Genomic DNA, 24,340 nt, shown 5'->3' on the forward strand with positions numbered 1-24,340 from the left:
GTTTCCAGTGCTGCCGGGCCGAAGCGTCCCTGACGGACCTGCGGAGGCCGGGCAGCCCGACCGAGGGATCTCCTCCGATGAATCCGACCATTGCCGCGTTGACGTTCGGCATCATCTTCCTGGCGGAGCTGCCGGACAAGACCGCGCTGGCCAGCCTGGTGCTCGGCACCAAGTACAGGGCGGGCTACGTCTTCGCGGGCGTGGCCGCCGCCATGCTGGTCCAGGTGGTGCTGGCGCTGGTCGCCGGACACCTGCTCTCGCTGCTGCCGCACCGCTGGGTGGAGGGAGTCACCGGCACGCTGTTCCTGGTCGGCGCGGCGATGCTGCTGTTCCACGGCGGCGAGGACGAGGACGAGCACGCGGCCAGGGAGCCGTCCTCGAACAGCTTCTGGAAGGTGGCGGGGACCAGCTTCGCGGTCGTCGCGGTCGCCGAGTTCGGTGACCTGACCCAGATCATGACCGCCAACCTGGCCGCCAAGTACGCCGATCCGCTGGCCGTCGGCCTCGGCTCCTGGCTGGCGCTGTGCGCGGTCGGCGGGATCGCCATCGTGGGCGGACAGAAGCTGCTCAAGTACGTGCCGATGAAGCTGATCATCCGGGTGGCGGCGGCGATCATGGTAGTGCTGGCCGGGGTCAGCATCTTCGGGGCGATCACCGGCTGACGGCGGCGGCCCTGCCCTGCAGCCCGGCGCTCAGCAGCCCGGGTCGGCGGTGAGGACGGCCTGGGTCTTGGGACCGTAGACGCCGTTCTCGCCCTTGATGCGGTTCTCGCGCTGGTACTGCTGCAGCGCCGTCCGGGTCCAGTCGTCGAAGGTACCGGTGACGATCGACTTGTCGACGAATCCGCATTCGGCGTTGACCAACTGCTGCTGCATCGCCCGGACGTCGGGTCCGCTCATCCCGAGCTGGAGCAACCGCGGGGTCTGGGTCGGGGTCGGCGTCGGCGTGGGGGTGGGCGTCGGGGGCGGCGTGGGTGTCGGGGTGGGGGTCGGCGCCGCCGAGTGGGTCGGGGTGGGGGTCGGCGTCCTGGTCGGTGTGGGTCTGGCCGTCCGGGTCGGGGTGGGGCTCGGCGCCTCGGTGGTCGGCGCCGGGGCGCCGGTCGTCGGTGCGGCCAGGGTCGGCGGGTCCACCGGGGCGGGCGCGAGTGTGGTGACGGGCACCGGCTCCGCCTGGCGGGTCGGCCCGGAGGAGGGCGTCACGGCGTACGCGAGGCCCACGGTCAGTGCCAGCAGGCCGGCACCGACGCCTGCGATCAGCCCCTTGCGCCCGGCGAACGGACTCCGCTCCGCCTGCTCGGCGGCCCGCCGCGCGGCCCGTCCACCGGCGGCCGAGTCGGGCTCGGGGGCTCCGTTGCCGAACGGGAAGTAGCCGAGGTCGTTCCCGCCGCCGGGCTGGACGGGCGGCTGCGGCTGGACCGCCGGAAGCACGGTGGTGGCACCGGCGGCGTACGCGTCCGGCGCGGGGCCCGGAACGGGCGGCAGTACGGTCGTCGCGTAGGCGTCCGCGTCCGGCCCGAGCGGGGGTGCGCTCGGCCCGCCCTGGGGGCCCGGCCGGCCGTGGTGGCTCTGCTGGCCCGGCTGGACCGGCGGCAGGACGGTGGTCGCGAACGGGTCGGCGGTCGGCGGTGCCTCGTCCACGACCTGGTCGGGCGCCTGCGGCACGTACGGGCGGACCAGCGGCGGCCCCTCCAGATGGGGGAGGACGGCGGTCTCGTCGAGGCTCCGGTCGTCGAGGCTCCGGTCGGGGAGGCAGCCGCACCCGGTGGAGCGGGCGGTGCCGCACGTCGGGCAGTGCTGGTCCGGCATCGGCCGGTCCTCCTCGGTTCTCGGGTCTCGCGATCGGGCCTGATTATGCAGGACGCCCCGGAGGGTTGACAGGGGCGTCCGGCCCCCGACGGGGGTGTTGTGCCGGTTGGTGGTGGTTGGGCCCGGGGGAAACCGCCGGAAGGCGCCGGGACGGGGCCCGACCGGGCCCGGTGCTTACGTTCGGCTCAACCAGGCGGCGCAAACCAGGACATGTCTGCCAGCATGGGGAACCGGGAGTGATCATCCGCCGGGCGTCCGGTCGTCCGGCACCGCAACCCCGCGACCCTACGGAGACGCCATGACGGACCCTCCCCCAACCCCCGGCCGGGGGGACCCTGGTCCCGCGTCCGACCGGGCCCCGGCGCCCGAGCCCGGCCCGCCGGAGGTCACCGTTCCCAACCTCTGGGTGCCGATCGGCGCCCTGCTGCTGGCGATGCTGCTCGCAGCCCTCGACCAGACCATCGTCTCCACCGCGCTGCCCACGATCGTCAGCGACCTCGGCGGCCTGGACCACCTGTCCTGGGTGGTCACCGCCTACCTGCTGGCCTCCACCGCCGCCACCCCGCTCTGGGGCAAGCTCGGCGACATGTACGGCCGGAAGCGGTTCTTCCAGGCCTCCATCGTGATCTTCCTGATCGGCTCGGTGCTCTGCGGACTCGCCCAGAACATGGGCGAGTTGATCGCCTTCCGGGCCCTCCAGGGCCTCGGGGGCGGCGGCCTGATGGTGCTCTCCCAGGCGATCGTCGGCGACCTCGTCGCGCCCCGGGACCGCGGCAAGTACCAGGGCGTCTTCGGTGCCGTCTTCGGGGTGACCAGCGTGCTCGGACCGCTGCTCGGCGGCCTGTTCGTCGACCACCTCAGCTGGCGCTGGGTCTTCTACGTCAACCTGCCGATCGGCGTGGTCGCCCTGGTGGTGATCGCCGCCGTGCTGCACGGCCTGGAGGTCCGGCGCGAGCACCGGATCGACTACCTGGGCACCGCGCTGATCGCCGCCGTCGCCACCTGCCTGGTGCTGATGACCTCGCTCGGCGGCACCACCTGGGCGTGGGACTCCTGGCAGATCGCCGGCCTGGGCGTGCTCGGGGTGGCGCTGCTGCTCGCCTTCGTCCAGGTGGAACGGACGGCCGTCGAACCCGTCCTGCCGCTGCGGCTGTTCCGCTCGCAGACCTTCAGCCTGGTCGCGGTGATCTCCTTCGTGGTCGGCTTCGCGATGTTCGGCGCGCTCACCTACCTGCCGACCTTCCTCCAGGTCGTCCAGCAGGTCTCGCCCACCATGTCGGGCATCCACATGCTGCCGATGGTGCTCGGAATGCTGCTCACCTCGATCGGCTCCGGCCAGATCGTCGCCCGCACCGGTCACTACCGGATCTTCCCGATCGCCGGGACGGCCGTCACCACGATCGGACTGGTGCTGCTCTCCCGGCTGGACGAGCACAGCAGCACCGCCGAGATGAGCCTCTACTTCGTGGTCTTCGGCCTCGGGCTGGGCCTGGTGATGCAGGTGCTGGTACTGATCGTGCAGAACTCGGTCGGCTACCAGGACCTCGGCGTCGCCACCGCCGGCGCCACCTTCTTCCGCTCCATCGGCGCCTCCTTCGGCGTCTCCATCTTCGGCACGGTCTTCGCCAGTGGTCTGCGCTCCCGGCTCGCCGACGCCCTGGCCGGGCAGCCGCTGCCGCCGGGTTTCCGGGCGGACCAGATCGGCGCGGACCCCCGGCTGATCACCCGGCTGCCGGCCGCCGCCCAGGCCGGGGTCCACCACGCCTACGCCGAGTCGATCACCCGGGTCTTCCTGTACGCGGTGCCCGTCACGCTGGTCGCCTTCGTGCTGTCGCTGTTCCTGCGGGAGCAGAAGCTGCGCTCCACGGTGACCGCGCCCGACCTGAGCGAGTCCATCGGGATCAACCCGGTCGAGCGGTCCTCCCTGGACGAGATCGCCCGCGCGCTGTCCGTGCTGAGCACCCGCGAGGCCCGGCACGACCTGTTCCGGCGGATCACCGCCACCGCCGGACTCGACCTGCTGCCCGCCTCCAGCTGGCTGCTCCTCCAGATTCACCACCACGGCTCGGTCGAGCCCGCCGAACTCGCCGAGCGGAGGATCGTCCCGATCTCGGTCGTCGAGGAGGCCGTCCGCGAAGTGGAGAGCCGGGGCCTCGCCGCCCGCACCGGCGGCCTGCCGCTGCGCCTCACCGAGCCCGGCCAGGAGGCCGCGCTGCGCCTGGTCGACGCCCGGCGCACCCAGCTGGCGGAACTGCTGGGTGACTGGGACGAGCAGCAGTACGACGACCTCGCCGAACTCCTCACCCGGCTCAGCTCCGCCCTCTGCGCCGACCGGCGCGACCGCCCGGACCCACCCCTCGGCCTCCAGCCGCCCTACCACGGCGAGGGGCGGTCGTTCTAGGGTCTTGGCGCCGCACGGGTCACGGAGCGCCGAACCAGCGCGGGGTATCGAGCCGGAACGGGTCTCCGGGGGCGAGCCGCCGCAGGCCGTCCTCGATCCGGCGGAGCTGCTCCTCGCCGAGGGCTTCGGACCATTCCGCGCGCAGTTCGTCGAAGATCCGCGCCGAGCGGACCAGGCAGTCCACGCCCCGGTCGGTGAGCCGGACGACCTTGCGGCGGGCGTCGGCCGGGTCGCTGCCGCGCTCGACGTAGCCGAGCTGCTCCAGGTTCTCGACGGTTTTGCCCGCCGCCTGCTTGGAGACGCCGAGCCGGCGGCCGAGCTCGACGGCGGTGGTGCCCTGCGGGCCGATCGCCTGGAAGACGAAGCCGTGCATCGGCCGCAGGTCGGGGTGCCCTTCGTGGGCGATGCGCTCGTGCAGCTCGTCGATGATCGTCCGGAAGGCCAGCAGCAGGCGCAGTGGAAGCTCGAAGCCGGGCGGGGCGGGTTCGCTTGACACGATAGACAACCTCATTGACCATATAGACAACTTCATTGTCCATTCTAGGGGGTCCCTTCGCCATGCCCGTGATCCGTTCCGCCGACGCCCGCCGCACCGAGACTCCGAACGCCGTCATGACCACCCACGCCTCGCCCACCCAGGGCTCGACCGCCCTCGCCCAGTGGAAGGTCGAGATGCCCGCCGACCGACAGGGCCCGCTGCACGCCATGGACACCGAGCAGATCTGGACCTTCCTGACCGGCTCGGCGGAAGTGGACCTGGCCGGGGAGAGCATCGCGGTCGCCGCCGGCGACACCCTCGTCCTCCCCGCCGACGCCCCGCGCCGGATCGCCACCGCCGAAGGCTTCACCGCCGTCGTCGCCTCCCCCTCCCCGTCCCACGCCTACAACCCCGACGCCCGCACCCCCGACGGCGCCTGCGCCCTCGCCCCGCGCGACGCCGAACGCCTGCTCCCGGCGTGGATCGCCTGAGCCGCGGCGCGTGAGGTGTAGGAGACTGCTGACCCTAGGCAGCAACCGGGCCGGCGGCCGCGCCGTACGCGGGGCCCCGGCGTATCAGTGAGGAGCGGCATGTCCGTCGTCAAGATCAACGTACTGACGGTGCCCGCCGAGCAGCGCGAGGTGCTGGAGCAGCGCTTCGCCTCGCGGGCCGGCGCGGTGGAGAACTCCGACGGCTTCGAGTGGTTCGAGCTGCTGCGCCCGGTCGAGGGGACCGACCAGTACCTCGTCTACACCCGGTGGCGCAGCGAGGAGGACTTCAAGGCCTGGATGGAGGGCCCGATGAAGGCGGCCCACCAGGGTGGCGGTGAGGGCGGCGAGGCGCCGAAGCGGCCGGCCGCCTCGGGGTCGACGCTGTGGTCCTTCGAGGTCGTCCAGTCGGCGGGCCCGAAGGCCTGACGGCCCGTACGTCCGGTACGTCGAACGGCGCGCCCCGGGGCTCCGCGAGCCCGGGGCGCGCGGCGTTTCAGGCCGCGGCGGCCTCGCGCAGACCGGGGACGGTCTCGCGGTCGGCGCGCCAGACCAGGCGGAGGCGGAGGGGCGGGGGGACGAGGGGGAGGCGGACGAGGGCGCCGGAGGCCAGCGGGTCCTGGACGGCGAACTCGGGGAGGAGGGCGATGCCGAGGCCCTGCTCGGCGCAGGCGCGGGTGACGGCGACCCCGCCGGTGCGGACGCGTTCGACGTCGTGGCCGAGCAGGCGTTCGCCGGCGAGCCGGAAGGAGCAGGCGGGGGCGCTCACCAGGAGGCGCTGGCCGTGCAGGTCCGCGCGGGTGAGGGCGGTGGCGCCGCTGAGCGGGTGGACCGGGGCGGCGACCAGGGCGAGCGGGACCTCGTTGAGGTCGAGGTGGTCGAGCGGGGCGGGCGGCAGGTAGAAGCCGAGGTCGCCGAGCGGGCCGGCGGTGTCCAGGATCAGCGCGGCCTCCAGGGCCCCGGCCGCGACGCCGCCGAGCAGGCCGTCCCGGGCGGTGTCGGTGTGCAGGGAGACGTCGAGGTCGGGCCGGCGTTCGGCGAGCCGGGCCAGGACGGCCGGGACGTGGGTCGTCGCTATGGTCTCCAGGGCGCCGAGCCGGAGCCGGGCGCGGTCGGCGACCACCTCCCGGCGGGCCTGTTCGGCCTGGTCGAGCAGCTTGCGGGACCAGGGCAGCAGCCGTTCACCGGCGGCGGTGAGGGCCATGCCGTGCGGGGCCCGGTCGAACAGCTCGGTGCCCAGGCCGAGTTCGAGGGTGCGGATCTGCTCGGAGACCGAGGACGGCGCGAGGCCGAGCGCCACGGCCGCGGCGCTGACGGTGCGGTGGGTGACCACGGCCTCGAAGACGCGCAACTGACGAAGTTCCACTGGTTTCTCCGGTTCCCCCGAGCGCCCGCGCGTGCTCGCACGACTGCCTGGTGCTCGCCGCGTGGTGCGTGCCGCGTGGTGCTCGCTGGCTGGTGCTCGCTGCGTGGTGCACGTGCTGCGGGACAGCGTACGGCCGTGCGGCGGGCCGAGCGGCGAACCGGGCCCCGGAGCAGCGGCATCGCCGCCGCCGGACCGCCGACGCCCCGCCCGGATGGTCAGCGCCGGTCGGCGCCATGAGCCGGGCCGCCGGGCTGATCGGATGAACCGGCTCAACCGGGCAGTTTCCAGAGCTGGTTGGGGCTGGCCTGGCAGTCCCAGATCTGGAGTCTGGTCCAGTCGGCGCTGCTGCCGTCGCGGGCGTCCAGGCAGCGGTTGGAGACCGGGTTGAGGAGGGTTCCGTCGGCGCGGGGCAGCCACTTCTGGGCGCCGGTGCCGTTGCAGTCGTAGAGCTGGGCGGCGGTGCCGGCGGCGGTCCAGCCGTTGGTGACGTCCAGGCACTTGCCGAGGGCCCGTAGCGAGCCGTCCTGTTGGACGGACCAGTCCTGGGCGCCGGTGGAGTTGCAGTGGTAGAGCTGGACGGCGCTGCCGTTGGCCGTCGCGGCCCGGGCAATGTCCACGCACTGTCCGGCGACGCCGGTCAGCGGTCCGCTCGGACGGGGGGTGGCCCAGTGCTGCCCGGGGGCCCCCGAGCAGTCGCGCAGCAGCAGGCGGCCGTCGGCGGCGGTGAGGCAGCGGTCGGAGGCCGGGTTCTGGAGCGAGTTGTCCGGGCTCGGCCGCCAGACCTGTTCGGTGCCCCGAACGTCCGGGTGGCAGTCCCGCAGTAGGACGGCGGCGCCGTCGTCGGAGCCGGCCGGGGTGAGGCAGCCCCCCAGGACGCCGAGGCTGCCGTCCGAGCCGACCGTGGCGTCCTGGGCCGCCGTCCCCGCGCAACTCGTGGTCCTCAGCGGCTGGTTGGGGTCGGCGGCGGCGGCCTCGGCGTCCAGGCAGGACCCGTCGGAGCCGGTGATCCGCCCGGACCAGGTGGAGACGGCGGGGGAGCCCGGCGCGTCCACCGTGCCCCGCAGCCGGGGCGCGCGGGAGGAGGCGCCGACGGTGAGGCCGTACCGGCCGCCGGGGACGCCCCAGCCGTGGACGCCCTGGTCCCAGACGGCGAAGGCGGAGCGGTCCAGCGGCAGTTCCACGTGGGTCGAGGCGCCGGGCGCCAGCGTGACCTTGTCGAAGGCCTTGAGCTGCTGCGGCGGCTCACCGGCCGCCGACGGGAAGGTCAGGTACAGCTGCGGCACCTCGGTGCCGGTCCGGCTGCCCCGGTTGGTGAGGTCGAAGCCGACCCGCACCCGGCCGGCCGGGTCAGGGCCGGTCACGGTGAGGCCGGCGTAGTCGAAGGCGGTGTAGGACAGGCCGTGGCCGAAGGGGAACAGCGGGGCGGTGCCGCTGGCGTCGTACCAGCGGTAGCCGGTGCCGAGCCGCTCGGTGTAGTGGTAGGCGCCGCCCGTGCCCGGGTACTGGGCGGGGTCCTGGAGCGGGGTCGCGCCGGCCGAGGTCGGGAAGGTGACGGGCAGCCGCCCGCCCGGGTCGGCGTCCCCGAACAGCACGTCGGCGAGCGCGGCGCCGCTCTGCTCGCCCGGGTACCAGGCCTCGACCACCGCGGGCACCGCGTCCAGCCACGGCATGGTGACCGGCCCGCCGGTGTTCAGCACCACGACGGTGTGCGGGTTGGCCTTGGAGACGGCTCGGATCAGGGCGTCGTCCGCCGGGGCGAGGTCCAGCGAGCCGCGGTCCGCGCCCTCGGTCTCCTGGTCGCCGACCACCACCACGGCGGCGTCGGCCCCGGCGGCCACCGCGGCCGCCGCGTTCGGGTCGTCGCCCAGGTGGTAGCGCACCGCGGTGGCCGAACCGGCCCGCGCCGCGATGCCCTGGCGGGGCGTCACCATCCGGTCCGGGTAAGGGGTGACGTGCGAGGAGCCGCCCCCGCCGGTGTAGGCGCGGTCCGCCCACGGGCCGATCACCGCGACGGACTTCAGCCGGGTGGCGTCGAGCGGCAGGGTGGAGTTCTCGTTGCGCAGCAGAACCGTTCCGGCAACGGCGGCCCTACGGGCGTCGCGCGCGCCGGCGGCCGGGTCGGAGGCGGGCGGCTGGCCGCCGTCGAGCGCTCCCGTGCGTTCCATCAGCCGCAGCACCCGCCGGACCTGGTCGTCCAGCACGGCTGGGGCGAGCCGCCCGTCGGCCACCGCGGCGGGAAGGTCGGCGAAGTACGTCGAACCCCCGAACTCCTGGTCCAGGCCCGCCGCCGCGGCGTTGACCGAGGAGTGGGTGGCCGGGTAGTCGGAGCCGACCACCCCGTCGAAGCCCCAGCGGCCCTTCAGCACGTCCCGCAGCAGCGGGAAGTTCTCGCACGCCCAGATGCCGTTGACGGGGTTGTAGCCGCACATCGCCGACCAGGCCCGGCCGTCCCGGACGGCCGCCCGGAAGGCGGGCAGCTCGATCTCGGCGAGGGTGCGCTCGTCCACCTCCGAGCTGTACGACTCGCGGTTGTCCTCCTGGTTGTTGGCGGCGTAGTGCTTGACCTGCGCGGCGACGCGCTGGGCCTGGATGCCGCGGACCTCGGCGGCGGCGAGCCGCCCGGCCAGGTACGGGTCCTCGCCCAGCGTCTCGAAGTCCCGGCCGCCCTGCGGGACCCGGACGACGTTCACCATCGGCGCGTACAGCACCTGGTAGCCGCGCGCCCGCGCCTCCCGGCCCAGCACGTCGCCGTAGGTGGTGGCCAGCGCCGGGTCGAAGGCGGCGGCCAGCGAGACGGGCGCGGGCAGGGCGGTGGCCGGCCGGCCGTCCCGCACGCCGGCCGGGCCGTCGGACAGCAGCAGCGGCGGGATGCCGAGGCGGGGCACGCCCGCGACGTAGCCGACGGAGCTCACGCCGCCCGGGGCGTCCAGACCGCGCAGCAGGGTGACCTTCTCGGCGGTGGTGAGCTGCGCCAACAGGCTCTCGACGCGCTGCTCCGATGCGCTCGGACCTCTCCCCGGCGCGGCCGGTGCCGCCGACGCCGCCGTGGCGTTGCCGGTCGTGGCCGCGGCCAGCAGGCAGCCGCCGAGCCCGAGCCGGAGGATCCGCATCCGCAGGGGGAGACGTCGCATGGCAACCACCACCGATCGACGGGAGTCGTACCTGGCCGGGCGGGCCTGAAGAAATGACGGTCCGTCAAAGTTACGGTGTACCCGGGATGGCAGGTGGTGTACCGGCGCGTGTCGGGCGCGTTCGGGTCACGCCCGGGCCGTCCGGCGACGGGCCCCGGCCGCCGAACGGCTTCTTCACGTGCGAGGCCCGGCGTGTCGTCGGGGTGCGGGGAGGTTCCCGATCACGAAGACGCGAGGAGCTCAGCCGGCCGGCGGCGGGCGGAAGTCGACGGGCCCGTCGAAGGCGGCCCGGCGGGTGGTGCGGCGCAGGGCGCGCAGCACGGGGGTGCCGAGGCCGAGGCACAGCACGACGGTCAGCGCGGCGCGCGGCAGGTCCCAGCCCAGGGACGTCGTGAGGCAGTAGGCGGCGAAGCGGACCAGGTTCGCGGGCAGCGGGTCGCCCGGGACGAAGGAGACGGAGCCGGCCATCCCGCCGATGTACGGCCAGCCCTGGAGGTTCATGATCGTGCCGTAGAGGACGGCGGACACCGCCCCGTACCCCGCCAGCAGCAGCAGTTCGCGGCGGCCGCGCAGCGTGGCGGCACCCGGCAGCAGGCCGGCGCCGAGGCAGACCCAGCCCATGGCGAGCATCTGGAACGGCAGCCACGGCCCGACCCCGCCGGTGAGCAGCGCGGAGGCGAACATCGACAGCGAGCCGAGGACGAACCCGAAGCCCGGTCCGAGCACCCGCCCCGACAGCACCATCAGGAAGAACATCGGCTCCAGGCCCGCCGTCCCCGCCCCGAGCGGCCGTAGCGCCGCACCGGCCGCCGCCAGCACACCCAGCAGGGCGACGGACTTGGCGTCCAGCCCCGGCGCACCGCCGCCCGACGAGCGGCCCTCGGAGATCTGCGCGATGACGACCGCGAGGAGCAGCGGGAGCAGCAGGGCGAACAGCCAGGGGGCGTCGGCGGAGTGGCCGACCAGGGCGGACCTGGTGGAGGCGAGCAGCGGCCAGCCGAAGGCCGTCACGCCCACCAGGGAGACCAGGGACAGCGCCGCGACGGACCGGCGGCCGAGCGGGACGGGACGGGCGCTCATGCCCCCACCTCGCTGCGCTCGGCGGGGGCCTTCGCCCACGGGCACCTGTCGATGATGAGCTCACTGCGCTCGCTCATGCGCCCAGCGCCTTCGCGACCTGCTGGACGGTGAGCCACGGCCCCGGTGCCAGCACCTTGGCGACCTGCGGCGCGAAGGCCGGGGAGGAGACCACCACCTCCGCCGTCGGTCCGTCCGCGACGATCTCGCCCTCGGCCAGGATCAGCGTGCGGTGCGCCAGCTCGGCGGCCAGCTCGACGTCATGGGTCGCGAGCAGCACGGCGTGCCCCTCGGCGGCCAGCGAGCGCAGGATCTGCACCAGCCGGGCCTTGGCGGCGTAGTCCAGGCCGCGGGTCGGCTCGTCGAGGAGCAGCAGCGGGGGCCGGGCGGTGAGGACGACGGCGAGGGCGAGGGTGAGCCGCTGGCCCTCGGAGAGGTCGCGGGGGTGGGTGGCGTCGGCGACGCCGGGCAGCAGGCGCTCGACCAGGGCGCGGCAGCTGCCCGGGGCGGCGCCCGCGTCGGTGTCCGCGGCGGCGCACTCGGCGGCGACGGTCTCGCCGTACAGCAGATCGCGCGGGTCCTGGGGGACGAGGCCGACGTGCCGGATCAGTTCGGCGGGGCGGGTGCGGTGCGGGGTGCGGCCGCCGACGGTGACGCTGCCGGAGGTGGGGGCGTGCAGGCCGACCAGGCTGCCGAGCAGGGTGGACTTGCCTGCGCCGTTGCGGCCCATCAGGGCGGTGATCTCGCCGGGGCGCAGTGCGAGGTCGACCCCGCGCAGGGCCTGGACCGGGCCGCGCCGTACGGCCAGGCGGTCGGTGGCGGCGATCGGTGCACCGTCCGGGGTGCCGGCGGCGGCGGGCGCGCGGCCGTCCAGCTCGGCCCGCAGCGGAGCGGCCTTGCGGCGTGCGTCGCGGACGGACAGCGGCAGCGGCCGCCAGCCCGCGAGCCGGCCGAGAGCGACCACCGGCGGGTGCACGGGGGAGTGCGCCATCACCTCGGCGGGTTCGCCCAGCACCGGTTCCGCGCCCGGGTTCAGCAGCAGCACCCGGTCGGCGTACTGGACGACCCGCTCCAGCCGGTGCTCGGCCATCAGCACGGTGGTACCGAGGTCGTGCACCAGCCGCTGCAGCACGGCGAGCACCTCCTCGGCCGCGCCCGGGTCGAGCGCCGAGGTGGGCTCGTCCAGGACCAGCACGCGCGGGTGAACGGTGAGCACCGAGCCGATCGCGACGCGCTGCTGCTGGCCGCCGGACAGGGCGCCGAGGGCGCGGTCGCGCAGGTCGGCGAGGCCGAGCAGGTCGAGGGTCTCCTCCACCCGGCGCCGCATGACGTCGCCCGGCAGGCCCAGGGACTCCATGCCGTAGGCGAGTTCGTCCTCGACGGTGTCGGTGACGAACTGCGCCAACGGGTCCTGGCCCACCGTGCCGACCAGGTCGGCGAGTTCGCGCGGCCGGTGCTCGCGGGTGTCCCGGCCGCCGACGGTGACCCGGCCGTGCAGCACGCCGCCGGTGAAGTGCGGCACCAGGCCGCTGACCGTGCCGAGCAGGGTGGACTTGCCGGAACCCGACGGGCCCACCAGCAGGCAGAGTTCGCCCTCGGGGACGGTGAGGTCGACGTTCCGCAGGACCGGCTCGGCCGAGTCCGCGTACCGGACGGAGACCTGCTCGAAGGTGATCACGAAGCCCTCCGGGGCGGGGTCGGGGCGGCGAACGCCGGTACCAGGCCGAGGAGTACGGCCGGCACGACGGCCAGCGGCAGCACGGGGACGGTCGGCGGGACGACGGTGGGGGTGAAGGCGGCCGGATCCCGTGACGCGAGCCAGGTGACCAGGGCGGCCACGGCGGCGCCCGAGCCGGCGGTCAGCCACTCGGGCAGCGCCCAGGGATCGGGCCGGTGGCGGGTCCTGAGGGATCGCCGGCTGCCCAGCAGCAGCCCGGCGAAGGCGGCGGCCAGGCCGAGCAGGAGCACCGGCAGCGCCCAGCCGGCGCCGCCCGCGGTCAGCAGCCCGTACGCGGCCAGGCAGACCCCGAGCAGCCCGGCCAGGGTCAGCGCGGCGGTCACCCGGGCGAGGCGGCGCGGGACGTCCGCGGTCCGGCCGAAGCCGCGGGTGTCCATCGCCGCCGCCAGGGCGATCGACCGCTCCAACGCGCCCTCCAGGACGGGGAGTCCGACGCTCAGCACCGCCGCGACGCCCCGGTCGTTGCGGCCCCGCAGCCGCCGGGCGGCGCGCAGCCGGCGGACGTCGGCGACCAGGTTCGGCGCGAAGGTCATCGCCACCACCACGGCCACGCCCGCCTCGTAGAGCGCGCCGGGCAGGGCGCGCAGCAGCCGGGCCGGGCTGGCCAGCGAGTTGGCGGCGCCGACGCAGACCAGCAGGGTGGCCAGGCGCAGCCCGTCGTACAGCGCCGAGAGCAGGCCTTCGAGGGTGACCCGCCCGCCGATCCGCACCCCCTGCGCCCAGGCGGGCAGCGGGAGTTCGGGCAGGGTGAACAGCACGTGGGTGCCGGGGACCGGCGAGCCGAGCAGCACCGCGAAGACCAGCCGGATGCCGAGCACCAGCAGCCCGAGCCGCAGGAACGCCCCGTAGGAACGCGACCAGGGAGCATCGCCGCGGCGCGCCGCCACCACGTAGCCGGCGGTCGCGGCGAGCAGCAGCAGGATCACCGGATTGGTGGTGCGGGTCGCCGCCGCGCCGAGCCCGAGCGCCCACAACCACCAGGCCGCTGGGTGCAGTTGACGCGGGCCGGTGGGCGGTCGGGTGCTACGGGCGGGGCTGCTCACGGATCTGTCCTGGGAAAGGGGTCGGGGCATGTCGCGGCACGCCCTAGGAGTGCCGGCGGCGGGCCTGCCAGACGGCGCCACCGGCGAGGACGGCGACCAGCGCACCACCGGCGACCAGACCGAGGTCCGGGCCGCTGCCGTGGCCGGCGGCGGATCCGGTGGCCCCGGCGCCGCCGGCCGCGCCCACCTGGTCGCCGCACCCCGCCTGCGGGTAGCCGGCGATGGCGCACAGCAGGCCGTTGGAGTCGTAGCGCAGCGGCGGGGCGACGGCGGCCAGCACCTCGGCCGAGCTGGCCCGCGGCGCGACGCTGGCGCAGGCCGTCCGCTGTCCGGGCGGCTGCGCGGCGGACGCCCCGGCGTCCTCGGCCGTGCCGAAGTCCAGCACCACGGCCACCCGCTTGCGACCGTCCTGGGCGGGCGTCGCCGCGCAGACCTGGTCGAACGGGGCCGCCGTGCGCGGCTTCGCGGCGTCCCGCGCGCCGTCCGGGCTGACGGCGAACCGCCAGCCGTCCACCGAGCCGTCCGGCGGTACGGCCACCGCGGGCCCCTGCTGCTGGTACGCCCAGGCCTCGCCGTCGCCCGCGCGCCAGAACGACCAGTACCGGTACCCGGCCGCCTGCGCGGGCGCGGCGCAGACGAGCAGCACCAGCGCCCCGAGGAGCGGCAGGAGCGCGGCGGCCAGGGCCGCCCGCGCTCGGGGGGTCCGGCCCGTCCGGGCGTCAGGGGCGGAACGCATCAGAGGTTCGGGTTGCGCTTGCGCTGGAGGCTGAGCAGGAGGCCGCCGCCGATGCCGATGAGCAGGCCGACGACGATCAGCCAGAACTGGCCCATGCCGTCGCCCTTCTTCTTCACCGGCGTGGCCTCCGCGGCGGCGGCGCCGCCCTTGGGGACAGGGCCGAGGGCGGTGAGCTTGCCGGTGAGGTCGGCGGTGGAGCGGTGGGCGGCCTGGGAGACCATCAGCAGGCTGGCGGTGGCGGCGGCGTCGGTGCCGTTCTTGGTCCAGGTGTCGCCCTGCCCCTCCAGCCAGTCCACGGCGTCGGTGGCCTGCTCGGGGTGACCGCTCTGGATCAGGGCGAGGGCGGCCCAGGCGGTCGCGGTGTAGTCGGGCTTGGGGTCGGCGCCCGGGGTGGTGAGGGTGAGGTGCTCGTCGCCGGCGGCGAGTTGGGCGCCGAGGTAGGCGCCGACGGCCTCGCCGGACTCGGCGTGCGGGATGGTGGCGGGCGCGGAGCCGTCGGCGCAGGCGAGGGCCTTGGGGCTCGCGTCGGCGTGCACCGAGGTGGCGACCGGCAGGTGCCCGCCGGCGGCGGCGAGGGCGGCCTGGGCGCTGGCCAGGGTGTTGGGGGCGAGAGCGCCGGTCGGGTCCGGCTGGTAGGCGAAGGCGCCGCGCTGGTCGGCGGGGGCGGTGCAGCCGAGCTGGAAGCGGGCGAGGCCCTCGAAGGCGTTCTTGCCGGCCGCGCCGCCGGTGCCCGGCCGGGCGACGCCGGCCGGGTCGGTACGGGCGGCGAACAGCGCGTTGACGGCGAGCCCGGTGGAGTTGGCGTCGCCCGGGTTGCCGGGGTTGTAGGGCCAGCTGCCGTCGGCGTTCTGGTTGGCCCTGAGCCACTGCACGCCCTTGTCGACGGCCGGCTGGTGTCCGCCGAGGGCGACCAGGGCCTGGATGGCGACGGCGGTGGCGTTGCTGTCCTCGGTCTTGGCGTCGCAGGCCGCGCCGGCGGCCCGGTAGGAGGGCCAGCCGCCGTCCTCGCACTGCTGCCCGGTGAGCCAGCCCACCGCGGAGTCGGCCGGGGTGACCTTGGCCGCCGTCAGCGCGGTGAGCGCGAGGGACTGCCGCCAGACGCCGTCGTACGTCGGGTCGCCCTTGCCGTACAGGCCGTCCGGGACGGCGGCGGTGGTGGCGCCGGGCGACGGGCTGTCGGCGAGGGCCGGTCCGGCGGCGACGCCGGCGAGCAGCGCGGCGGACAGGGCGGCGGCGCCCAGGCGGGCGGCGGTCAGCATGGTGCGGGTGTGCCTTTCGGTGAGCGGTGGGGGCCCGGGCGGGGCCGTTCCGTAGTCCTCGACGGGTGCCGGGCGCGGGTGTCCGGCTCGCCGCTCGTCCCTCCCCGGGTGCTCCGGCTCGCCCGGCGCACGGTCGGGTCCACGGTTGCGGGTCAGCGCCGGATTCGCACCGGCTTCCCCCGGAGGAGGAGCGGGATGGAGTTGTGCTGCCCGTCGACTCTAACCGCCGGGCCGTGGCGTGCGGGCCGCCGGGAGCTGGAACAGGTTCCAGTGGTCAGTCCGTCACGGCAGGGTCAGCAGCCGCGCCGCGGTGTGCAGGTCGGCCCGGACCTCGGCGATCGAGGCGCGGCCGGAGAGCCAGGCGACCAGGGCCGAGTGCCAGGTGTGCTCGATCACCCGGACGGCCGCGCGCTGGCTGTCGCTGGGCGGGCCGGACTGGCCGATCGCGTCCAGGATGAGCTGTCCGGTGGCGGCGCTGACCAGGTCCACCTCGGCGCCGATCGAGCGGTCCGCGAAGCACATCGCGCGGACCATCGCCTCGGCCAGCAGCGGTTCGCGCTGGAGCGCGTGGAAGGCCCGGGTGAGCGTGTCGGCGACCCTGGGCGCCGGCTCCCGGTCGGTCGGCGGGTGCCGCCGGATGTGCTCCTGGAGCTCCTGCAACTGCTCCAGCATGACCGCGACCAGCAGGTGGACCTTGGACGGGAAGTAGCGGTACAGCGTTCCGAGGGCGACCTGCGCGCTCTCCGCGACCTCCCGCATCTGCACCGCCTCGTACCCGCCGCGGGCGGCCAGCGCGGTGGCGGCCCGCAGGATCCGGTGGCGCCGCTCGGCCTGGCGCGCGGACAGCGGCGGCTCCGCCGGGGGCGCGGCGGAGGGGCTCACGGACGTGGTCGGCGACGGCAAGGGTGCTCCCGGGGGCGCGTGGGTGGCGGCGTGCTCCAGAAAGGTCGGCCCGAAGGCGACCCGTTGTCGGTGGGGCCGGGCGTGGCGGGAATCACCAGCCCTGGCTCCTGAGCGAAAGCTACGGGCCGGTATCTTCGAGGTCTCTCATTGTTCACACGGTCGACGACGAGTTCCACAGCCGCTGAAACCTGATCTACTTTAGCGACCGGCGGCACCGATGGGGCCGCTCGCACCGATAGCAGCCAGAGATGAGGGCCGAGGATGACCGCGCAGCCGCTGCGGATTGCCCTGCTGTCATACCGCGGGGACCCGTTCTGCGGCGGTCAGGGCGTGTACGTACGCCACCTCTCGCGTGAGCTGGCCAGGCTCGGCCACCACGTGGACGTGATCGGCGCCCAGCCCTACCCCGTCCTGGACGAGGTCGAGGGCCCCGGGACGGTGCGCCTGGTCGAGCTGCCCAGTCTGGACCTCTACCGCGCCGAGGACCCCTTCCGCACGCCCGCCCGCGGCGAGTTCCGCGGGCTGGTGGACGTGCTGGAGTTCGCCACCATGCGCACCGGCGGCTTCCCCGAGCCGCTCACCTTCTCGCTGCGCGCCCGTCAGTACCTGGCCCGCCACAAGGGCCGCTACGACGTGGTGCACGACAACCAGACCCTCGGCTACGGCCTGCTCGGCCTGGCCCGGCACGGCTTCCCGCTGGTCACCACCATCCATCACCCGATCACCGTGGACCGGCAGTTGGAGCTGGACGCGGCCACCACGAGGGTGAAGCGGCTGTCGCTGCGCCGCTGGTACGCCTTCACCCGGATGCAGCGCCGGGTCGCGGCCCGGCTGGACCACGTGATCACCGTCTCCGGCACCTCGCAGCGCGAGATCGCCGAGCACCTGGGCGCGGCCCCCGGCCGGATCTCGGTGGTGCCGATCGGCGCCGACACCCGGCTCTGGTCGCCCTCCGAGGGGATTGAGCGGGTCCCCGGCCGGATCGTCACCACCTCCAGCGCGGACGTGCCGCTCAAGGGGCTGGTCTTCCTGGTCGAGGCGCTGGCCAAGGTCCGCACCGAGCGGGACGCCCACCTGGTGGTGGTCGGCAAGCCGCAGAAGGACGACGGGCCGGTGGCCGAAGCGGTGCGCCGCTTCGGGCTGGCGGAGCACGTCGAGTTCCGCACCGGCCTGACCGACCAGGAGCTGGTCGACCTGTACCGCTCGGCCGAGGTGGCCTGCGTCCCGTCGCTGTACGAGGGCTTCTCGCTGCCCGCCGCCGAGGCGATGGCCACCGGCACCCCACTGGTCGCGACCACCGGCGGGGCGATCCCCGAGGTGGCCGGGCCGGACGGCGAGACCTGCCTGGCCGTGCCGCCGGGGGAGGCGGACTCGCTGGCCGCCGCACTCGGCCGGCTGCTGGACGACCCGCGGCTGCGCGCCGAGCTCGGCGCGGCCGGCCGGGAGCGGGTGCTGGCCCGGTTCACCTGGGAGCGGGCCGCCGAGCTGACCGCGGACGCGTACCGTGCGGCGATCGCCACCGGCGTCGGCGCCCGGGCCCGCTCCGGGCCGGGCTGGCGGTACGTGCCCTGAGCGGTACGTGCCCTGGGCGGTACGTGCCCTGGGCGGTGCGCTCGCGAGCGACGCGCTCCGGGGATCGGGCGCGCGACCTGACGAAGCTTTCTGGCGAAGTGTTCTGACGAAGCGTCAGGAACGCTTGGTTGCAATAGGAATGGGAGCCCTGCAGTGCTGACCGTCGATTTCTCGCGCTTCCCGCTCGCCCCCGGCGACCGGGTGCTCGACCTGGGCTGCGGCGGGGGCCGGCACGCGTTCGAGTGCTACCGCCGCGGCGCCAACGTGATCGCCCTCGACCAGAACGCCGAGGAGATCGCCGAGGTCAAGGAGTGGTTCGCCGCGATGGAGCTGGCCGGCGAGGCCCCCGAGGGCGCGTCGGCGGTCGCGATGGAGGGCAACGCGCTGGCGCTGCCGTTCGAGGACGACTACTTCGACAAGATCATCATCTCCGAGGTGATGGAGCACATACCCGATGACAAGGGCGTGCTCAACGAGATGTTCCGGGTCCTCAAGCCGGGCGGCCTGCTCGCCGTCACCGTGCCGCGCTGGCTGCCGGAGAAGATCTGCTGGGCGCTGTCCGACGAGTACCACGAGGTCGAGGGCGGCCACATCCGGATCTACCGGGGCGACGAGCTGCTCGGCAAGCTCAAGGACGCCGGTCTGGAGCCGTACGGCACCCACCACGCCCACGCGCTGCACTCGCCGTACTGGTGGATCAAGTGCGCCGTCGGCGTGGACAACGACAAGGCGCTGCCGGTCAAGGCCTACCACCAGCTGCTGGTCTGGGACATCGTCGGCACCCCGGTGATCAGCTCCCTCACCAGGGCCGCAGAGAAGGCACTCAACCCGGTCATCGGCAAGAGCTTCGTCGCCTACGCGTCCAAGCCGAACCGCTCGGAGCCCCGGCGGGCGGGCGCATGACCGCCGCCGTCCCCGAGGTGCTGCTGCTCGACGGGGTGCTGGACGCCGTGCAGGCGGCCGACACCGTCCGCAGCATCCTGGCCGAGCAGCGCCCCGACGGCGCCATCCCGTGGTTCACCGGCCACCACCTCGACCCCTGGGACCACACCGAGGCCGCGATGGCCCTCGACACCGCCGGCGAGCACGCCGCCGCCGAGGCCGCCTACCGCTGGCTCGCCGCGCAGCAGAACCCGGACGGCTCCTGGTACGCCGCGTACACCGACGGCGTGGTCACCGACCGGGCCAAGGAGAGCAACTTCTGCGCGTACATCGCGGTCGGCGTCTGGCACCACCACCTCAGCGCCGGCGACGACGCCTTCCTGGAGTGGATCTGGCCGGTGGTCCGGCGGGCGCTGGACTTCATCGTCCGGCTGCGGCTGCCCGGCGGCCCGATCGCCTGGCGGGTCGACGAGGACGGCACCGCCACCGAGGAGGCGCTGCTCACCGGCTCGTCCAGCATCCTGCACGCGCTGCGCTGCGGCCTGGCCATCGCCGACTACCTGGAGGAGCCGCAGCCCGACTGGGAGCTCGCGGCCGGCCGGCTGCGGCACGCCATCTCCCACCACCCCGAGCGGTTCCTCGACAAGGGCCGCTACTCGATGGACTGGTACTACCCGGTGCTCGGCACCGGCCTGCGCGGCGAGGCGGCGCTGGCCCGGATCGAGCGGGACTGGGAGCGCTTCGTCGTCCCCGGTCTCGGCGTGCGCTGCGTCAGCGACCGCCCGTGGGTGACCGGCGGCGAGAGCGCCGAACTGGCCCTGGCGCTCTGGGCGATCGGCGAGTCCGACCGCGCGGTGGACATCCTGCGCTGGATCCAGCGGCACCTGCGCCACGAGGACGGCTCGTACTGGACCGGGTACGTCTTCGAGGACGACGCGATCTGGCCCGAGGAGCGCACCACCTGGACGGCCGGGGCGCTGCTGCTCGCGGTGGCCGCGCTCGGCGGGGACCCGGCGACCGTCGCGGTCTTCGGCGGGGACCAGCTGCCCGCCGGTCTGGTGGTCCAGGACTGCTGCTGAGGCGGCTCCACGACGGCGAAGGGGTGGGACCGGTGATCCGGTCCCACCCCTTCCGCGTGCCGTGAGGCAGGCCGCGGCCGGCGTCAGCCGCGCTGGATGCCCGTGGTGTCGGCCAGCACGCCCTGGTTGCCGTCCGGCAGCTGGGCGACCAGGGCCGCGCCGCGCTGCTCGACGGCCAGGTACCAGGTGCCCGGCACGACCTCGCCGACCGGGGCACCGGCCGGGTTGTCCTTCGGGGCCAGCGGGCGTGGCGCCGGGACGGCGAACCAGAACGGCTGGAAGTCCGCCACCGGGGCGGCCGGAGTCGGCTGCGGGGCCGGAGCGCCCGCGTCCTGCGGCTGCACCGGCTGGCCGGGCTGCGGCTGGCCGGCGGCCGGGTAGCCGTAGCCGCCGGCGACCGGCTGGGCGCCGAAGGCCGGGTCGTGGCCCTGGACCGGGTAGCCGTACTGGCCGGGCTGGCCCGAGACACCCGGGTGACCGGGCTGACCGGGCTGACCGGGCGTCGGGTAGCCGCCCTGGTAGGGGACGGCCGGGCGGTCGGAGACCAGCGGGGCCTTCAGCGCGGGCACCAGCGGAGCGGCCGCGGCCGCACCGGCCAGCACGATCAGCGAGATGAGACCGAGCCAGGCGCCGAAGCCGTGGCCGAAGCTGGTGGCCGACGGGCCGCCGCCCAGTGACCAGATCGAGGTCCACAGCGCCGCGACGGCGAACGCGATGCCCCACTGGTCCAGCCGCAGGCCGAGCACCTGGCGGTTGGCGGCGGCGGGGCCCTGGAAGCGCTGCACCAGGATCAGGACGGCGGCGGCGATGCCCAGCAGGAAGACCGAGGGCAGGATGGGGAACAGCTCGGTGCTCCACGCGTTCTGCGAGGTGTCCCCGCAGTACCGGCTGCTGCAGTCCACGGTCCAGTAAGGCAGGAAGGAGGCGATGAACAGCAGGACGGCCGCGCCTGCGACGGCGGCGTCTCCCCTGGTGAGAGCGCGCAGATTCACTTACGTTCCCCTCGTTGACGTGTCGTGGACGGTGCTTCGCGCGGTCGGGCCGACCGGCCGAAACTCCCGAACGGACCAGAAGCCTAGGCCCAACCGTCCTGCCGGTGCACGGCGGGACCGGGAACGGGTCGAAGTCGTTGCAAACCGTGCGGACGCGCCGACGCGGCGTCCGCCGGGCACACTCGTCCCAACTCCCTTGCCGGGCCCGCTCAGTGCGTGGTCAGGAAGGCGGTCAGCGCGTCGGCGATCCCCTGGGCGGCCTGTTGCCGCCACTGAGGGTCCGTCATCCGTCGGGCGTCCGCGGAGTTGCGCATGTTACCGCACTCGATGAACACCTTGGGAACGGCGGAGAGGTTGAGGCCGCCCAGGTCGGAGCGGGTGTCCAGGCCGTCGTGGGCGATGTAGTCGGCGTACGGCTCGCCGGTCGCGGCGTGGAAGCCGTCGCGCAGCAGCAGGCCGAGGCGGTGCGAGGGTTCGACGATCGCGGAGTTGTCAGCCTTACCGGCGACGACCTTGGCGGGCAGGATGACGTGGAAGCCGCTGCCGCTCGCCGGGCCGCCGTCGCCGTGCACCGAGAGCGCGACGTCGGCGTGCGCGTCGGCGCCCGCGCGGGCACGCTCGTCCACGCACGGGCCCCAGGGGCGGTCGCCGTCCTGGGTGAACACCACCTTGGCGCCGCGGGCGGTGAGCAGGGCGCGGGCCCGGCGGGTGACGTCCAGGGTGTAGTCGGCCTCGGTGTAGCCGGCGTCGGTCTCGGTGCCGGTGGTGTCGCACTCCTTGTGGCCGTTGCCGACGTCCACCTGGCGGTTGATCTCGGTGGGGTGCGCGAAGTTGCCGGGGTTGTGGCCGGGGTCGAGCACGATGGTGCGGCCGGTGAGGTCGGCGGCCGCGCTGGGGGCCGGCGTGTCGCCGGGAGCCGCGGCCGTCCCGGTGGGCGTGCCGGTCGGGGCGCCGCCGGTCGGCGTGCTGCCGCTCGGAGCGCTGCTGGTCGGCGGCGACTGCGGGGTGTCCGGCGCCTGGCTGCCGGACTGCACGGCGCCGGACTGGACGGCGCTGGGCGGCGCGGCCGTGGCGGCCGCCGGGTCGGAGTGGTCCAGGGCCCGCCAGCCGAACCAGCCCGCCGTGCAGAGCGGGACGACCGCGGCCACCACGGTGGTGGCGCGCAGCAGGGCGGAACGGCGGGGCGGTCGGGAGGTCGGGCCGGTCACGGGCGGTTCAGATCCTGTCCGAAGTGGGCGCGGTGAGGCCGTAGGCGTTCGCGATCGGCTTCCACTTGGTCAGGAAGTCGTTCTTCGCCTGGGTGGCCTGCGGGTTGAGTTCGTCCGCCTTCTTCTTGTCGGCCGTGGTCGGCGCGGTGCCGGAGCAGCCCTGGGCGGCCACCGCGCGGGCCCAGCTCGCGTACGCCTTGTCGATGTCGGAGGACAACTGCCAGGCGGACTTCAGCGAGTTCACCGCGTCCGCGCCGCCCGGCAGGTCGGTGACGCTCAGCCTGCCGAGCTTGGCCAGCAGGCCGTCGCGCTGCTTGGCGCCGCTGTCGAAGACCTGCGCCGCGCTGTCGATGTCGGCCTTCGAGGGGCAGCTGGTCACCTTGGCCACCGCGTTGCCGATCTGGGTCCGGGCGTTGCCGCCCTCGGTGAGCAGGGCGTCCAGCGACTGGGCCTCGGCCTGGGCCTTGGGGCCGGCGCCGGACGCGGTCGGGGAGGGCGTGTCGGAGGGCGCGGCCGTGGTGCCAGGCGCGGCGTCGGTACCGGTGGGTGCCGGGGCGGGCTGCGGGTTGCCGGAGCCGGTCGCGCCGGCGGCCGAAGGGGCGGGCGCGGCCCGGTCGTTCTCGCCGCCGCTCTTGGCCGCGTACAGCAGGCCGCCGCCGACCGCCACCACCAGCAGCAGCGCGAAGCCGATCAGCAGCGGCGCCCTGCGGCTGGCCGGGCGTTCCCGGTCGTCCTCGTCCTCGAGCGGCCGGTCGGTCGGATGATCCGGCTGGGTCGGGTAGGACTGGGCGCCGTACCCGGGCTGCTGGTGCGGGGCCTGTGCGTACGGGCCCTGCTGGTACGGGCCGACCGTGGGCGGCGGCGGGTAGACGTAGCCGGGGCCGGGCAGCGGCCCGCCCTGCGGGCCGCGGTCCTGCGGGGTCGCGGGGGAGGGGAACGGCGGGGCGCCGGGGGGCGGCGCGGTGACCCGGGGCAGCGCGGTGGTGGGGGCCCCGGGGCCCGGCTCCGGGGCAGCAGCCGTCGGGGCGGGGGCCGGCGCCGGAGCCGGTGCGGGTGCCGACATGTCCGGCGGCGGGCCGAAGCCGGGGGCGGTGGACAGGTACGGGCGGGCGCCCAGCGGCGGGCCCTGGTCGCCGACCGCGCCCGCGGTGGGGGCCTCCTGCGGTGCGGCGGGGGCGGACTCGGCGTCCGGGCGCTGCGGATTGCGGACCCAGCCGCCCGCGCCGCCGCGCGCGGTCGGGTCCCAGACCGCCGGAGCGGTGTTGTGCTGGTCCGTCATGTGCCGCTAGCCCCCACCGTCCGCCGATGCCGTGCCTGGTGCTGCCGCCCGTGCCGCAGCTGCCTGGTGCTGCGCGGACACCGTACCGTTCGAGCACCCGTCGGACAGCCCCGGCACGACGTTAGAGCATCGGGACGGGGCTGTGGGGGCGATCTCGTGTGGCGGTCGGGGCGGTCGGGGGCGGGTGCGGCGCTCAGGAGGTATCGGAAGGCAGGGGAGCGGCGGCTAGGCGGCGGTCCGGCGCAGGACGCGCAGCGAGCCGGTCACCGAGACCTCTTCGAAGCCCTCGGCCAGCGCCCGCAGGTACACCCGGTACGGGGCCTGGCCGCCGTCCGCCGGGTCCGGGAACACGTCGTGCACCACCAGCAGGCCCTCCGGCGCCAGGTGCGGCGCCCAGCCCTCGTAGTCGCCGGTGGCGTGCTCGTCGGTGTGCCCGCCGTCGATGAAGACCAGGGCCAGCGGCCGTCCCCACAGTGCGGCGATCTGCGGCGAGCGGCCGACCAGCGCGACCACGTGGTCCTCCAGCCCGGCGGCGTGCAGGGTGCGGCGGAACCGGGGCAGGGTGTCCATCCGCCCGACCTCCGGGTCCACCAGCGTCGGATCGTGGTACTCCCAGCCGGGCTGCTGCTCCTCCGAGCCGCGGTGGTGGTCCACGGTCAGCGCGACCGTCCCGGTCTCCCGGGCCGCGGCCGCCAGCAGGACCGCCGAGCGGCCGCAGTAGGTGCCGATCTCCAGCACCGGCAGGCCGGTCCGGCGGGCCGCCGCCACCGCCGCCGCGTACAGCGCGAGGCCCTCGTCCACCGGCATGAACCCGGTGGCCGCCTCGAACGCCGCCAGCACCTCCGGCGCCGGGCGGGCGCCCTCCAGCAGGTCGGACATGCGGTGCTCCTCGGGTTCGGGCGG

21 protein-coding genes and 1 riboswitch are annotated in these 24,340 nt (G+C 75.1%); of the genes, 7 read left to right on the forward strand and 14 right to left on the reverse strand.

Going from position 1 to position 24,340, the window contains the following annotated elements; all coding sequences use genetic code 11:
- Nucleotides 1–77: 77 nt before the first annotated feature.
- On the forward strand, nucleotides 78–662 hold the full coding sequence (locus tag HS99_RS34105; RefSeq protein WP_030288669.1) for a TMEM165/GDT1 family protein: 585 nt from the start codon (nucleotides 78–80) through the stop codon (nucleotides 660–662).
- Nucleotides 663–692: 30 nt separating this feature from the next.
- On the opposite strand, the gene HS99_RS34110 is transcribed toward HS99_RS34105, so the two are convergent.
- Entirely contained in the window at nucleotides 693–1,805 is a 1,113-nt protein-coding gene (locus tag HS99_RS34110) for a peptidoglycan-binding protein (protein WP_030597185.1), read from the reverse strand.
- A 298-nt stretch (nucleotides 1,806–2,103) separates the two neighbouring features.
- Between HS99_RS34110 and HS99_RS34115 the strand changes: the two genes are divergently transcribed.
- On the forward strand, nucleotides 2,104–4,206 hold the full coding sequence (locus HS99_RS34115) for an MDR family MFS transporter (protein WP_046387168.1): 2,103 nt from the start codon (nucleotides 2,104–2,106) through the stop codon (nucleotides 4,204–4,206).
- A 19-nt stretch (nucleotides 4,207–4,225) separates the two neighbouring features.
- Here the strand turns inward: HS99_RS34115 and HS99_RS34120 are convergent, their stop codons facing one another.
- Nucleotides 4,226–4,702: a MarR family winged helix-turn-helix transcriptional regulator gene (locus HS99_RS34120; protein ID WP_030549890.1), complete on the reverse strand. Its 477-nt coding sequence runs from the start codon at nucleotides 4,700–4,702 to the stop codon at nucleotides 4,226–4,228.
- A gap of 62 nt (nucleotides 4,703–4,764) precedes the next feature.
- Between HS99_RS34120 and HS99_RS34125 the strand changes: the two genes are divergently transcribed.
- Both HS99_RS34125 and HS99_RS34130 read left to right on the forward strand, forming a co-directional pair.
- Nucleotides 4,765–5,175: a cupin domain-containing protein gene (locus tag HS99_RS34125; protein ID WP_030549892.1), complete on the forward strand. Its 411-nt coding sequence runs from the start codon at nucleotides 4,765–4,767 to the stop codon at nucleotides 5,173–5,175.
- Between the two features lie 99 nt (nucleotides 5,176–5,274).
- A complete protein-coding gene (locus tag HS99_RS34130; protein ID WP_030282314.1) occupies nucleotides 5,275–5,601 on the forward strand; it encodes an antibiotic biosynthesis monooxygenase family protein in 327 nt (108 codons plus the stop codon).
- A gap of 67 nt (nucleotides 5,602–5,668) precedes the next feature.
- Here the strand turns inward: HS99_RS34130 and HS99_RS34135 are convergent, their stop codons facing one another.
- From HS99_RS34135 to HS99_RS34170, 8 genes are all read right to left on the reverse strand, one after another.
- Nucleotides 5,669–6,538 (reverse strand): LysR family transcriptional regulator, encoded by an 870-nt coding sequence (locus HS99_RS34135; protein WP_030549901.1) that lies wholly within the window; start codon nucleotides 6,536–6,538, stop codon nucleotides 5,669–5,671.
- A 269-nt stretch (nucleotides 6,539–6,807) separates the two neighbouring features.
- On the reverse strand, nucleotides 6,808–9,669 hold the full coding sequence (locus tag HS99_RS45990; RefSeq protein ID WP_078958627.1) for a glycoside hydrolase family 3 C-terminal domain-containing protein: 2,862 nt from the start codon (nucleotides 9,667–9,669) through the stop codon (nucleotides 6,808–6,810).
- A gap of 240 nt (nucleotides 9,670–9,909) precedes the next feature.
- Entirely contained in the window at nucleotides 9,910–10,749 is an 840-nt protein-coding gene (locus HS99_RS34145; protein WP_030282320.1) for an ECF transporter S component, read from the reverse strand.
- Between the two features lie 73 nt (nucleotides 10,750–10,822).
- Complete coding sequence (locus HS99_RS34150) at nucleotides 10,823–12,424, reverse strand: ABC transporter ATP-binding protein (RefSeq protein WP_030549904.1); 1,602 nt, start codon at nucleotides 12,422–12,424, stop codon at nucleotides 10,823–10,825.
- Nucleotides 12,421–13,557 (reverse strand): energy-coupling factor transporter transmembrane component T, encoded by a 1,137-nt coding sequence (locus HS99_RS34155; protein WP_107050757.1) that lies wholly within the window; start codon nucleotides 13,555–13,557, stop codon nucleotides 12,421–12,423. The genes HS99_RS34150 and HS99_RS34155 overlap by 4 nt, the downstream gene beginning before the upstream one ends.
- Nucleotides 13,558–13,570: 13 nt before the next feature.
- Nucleotides 13,571–14,263, reverse strand: a complete 693-nt coding sequence (locus HS99_RS34160; RefSeq protein ID WP_030282326.1) for an SCO2322 family protein — start codon at nucleotides 14,261–14,263, stop codon at nucleotides 13,571–13,573.
- Complete coding sequence (locus HS99_RS47990) at nucleotides 14,263–15,522, reverse strand: SCO2321 family membrane protein (RefSeq protein WP_030282329.1); 1,260 nt, start codon at nucleotides 15,520–15,522, stop codon at nucleotides 14,263–14,265. The genes HS99_RS34160 and HS99_RS47990 overlap by 1 nt, the downstream gene beginning before the upstream one ends.
- A 106-nt stretch (nucleotides 15,523–15,628) precedes the next feature.
- Nucleotides 15,629–15,702: riboswitch (cobalamin riboswitch) on the reverse strand.
- Nucleotides 15,703–15,804: 102 nt separating this feature from the next.
- Entirely contained in the window at nucleotides 15,805–16,425 is a 621-nt protein-coding gene (locus HS99_RS34170) for a TetR family transcriptional regulator (RefSeq protein ID WP_191898805.1), read from the reverse strand.
- 261 nt (nucleotides 16,426–16,686) lie between these two features.
- Between HS99_RS34170 and HS99_RS34175 the strand changes: the two genes are divergently transcribed.
- From HS99_RS34175 to HS99_RS34185, 3 genes are all read left to right on the forward strand, one after another.
- Nucleotides 16,687–17,997, forward strand: a complete 1,311-nt coding sequence (locus HS99_RS34175) for a glycosyltransferase family 4 protein (RefSeq protein ID WP_030549910.1) — start codon at nucleotides 16,687–16,689, stop codon at nucleotides 17,995–17,997.
- A gap of 153 nt (nucleotides 17,998–18,150) precedes the next feature.
- Nucleotides 18,151–18,900: a class I SAM-dependent methyltransferase gene (locus tag HS99_RS34180; RefSeq protein ID WP_030549912.1), complete on the forward strand. Its 750-nt coding sequence runs from the start codon at nucleotides 18,151–18,153 to the stop codon at nucleotides 18,898–18,900.
- Nucleotides 18,897–19,958: a prenyltransferase/squalene oxidase repeat-containing protein gene (locus HS99_RS34185; protein ID WP_030282339.1), complete on the forward strand. Its 1,062-nt coding sequence runs from the start codon at nucleotides 18,897–18,899 to the stop codon at nucleotides 19,956–19,958. The genes HS99_RS34180 and HS99_RS34185 overlap by 4 nt, the downstream gene beginning before the upstream one ends.
- 83 nt (nucleotides 19,959–20,041) lie before the next feature.
- Here HS99_RS34185 and HS99_RS34190 read toward each other — a convergent pair whose 3' ends face one another.
- From HS99_RS34190 to HS99_RS34205, 4 genes are all read right to left on the reverse strand, one after another.
- Complete coding sequence (locus HS99_RS34190; protein WP_030282342.1) at nucleotides 20,042–20,950, reverse strand: hypothetical protein; 909 nt, start codon at nucleotides 20,948–20,950, stop codon at nucleotides 20,042–20,044.
- 209 nt (nucleotides 20,951–21,159) lie between these two features.
- A complete protein-coding gene (locus HS99_RS34195) occupies nucleotides 21,160–22,158 on the reverse strand; it encodes an N-acetylmuramoyl-L-alanine amidase (protein WP_030282344.1) in 999 nt (332 codons plus the stop codon).
- Nucleotides 22,159–22,165: 7 nt separating this feature from the next.
- Nucleotides 22,166–23,437 (reverse strand): hypothetical protein, encoded by a 1,272-nt coding sequence (locus HS99_RS47995; RefSeq protein WP_030549914.1) that lies wholly within the window; start codon nucleotides 23,435–23,437, stop codon nucleotides 22,166–22,168.
- 225 nt (nucleotides 23,438–23,662) lie between these two features.
- Entirely contained in the window at nucleotides 23,663–24,316 is a 654-nt protein-coding gene (locus tag HS99_RS34205; RefSeq protein WP_030282348.1) for a class I SAM-dependent methyltransferase, read from the reverse strand.
- Nucleotides 24,317–24,340: the final 24 nt, after the last annotated feature.

It is taken from the genome of Kitasatospora aureofaciens (assembly GCF_001188955.3).
In the GTDB taxonomy this organism is placed as follows: domain Bacteria; phylum Actinomycetota; class Actinomycetes; order Streptomycetales; family Streptomycetaceae; genus Kitasatospora; species Kitasatospora aureofaciens.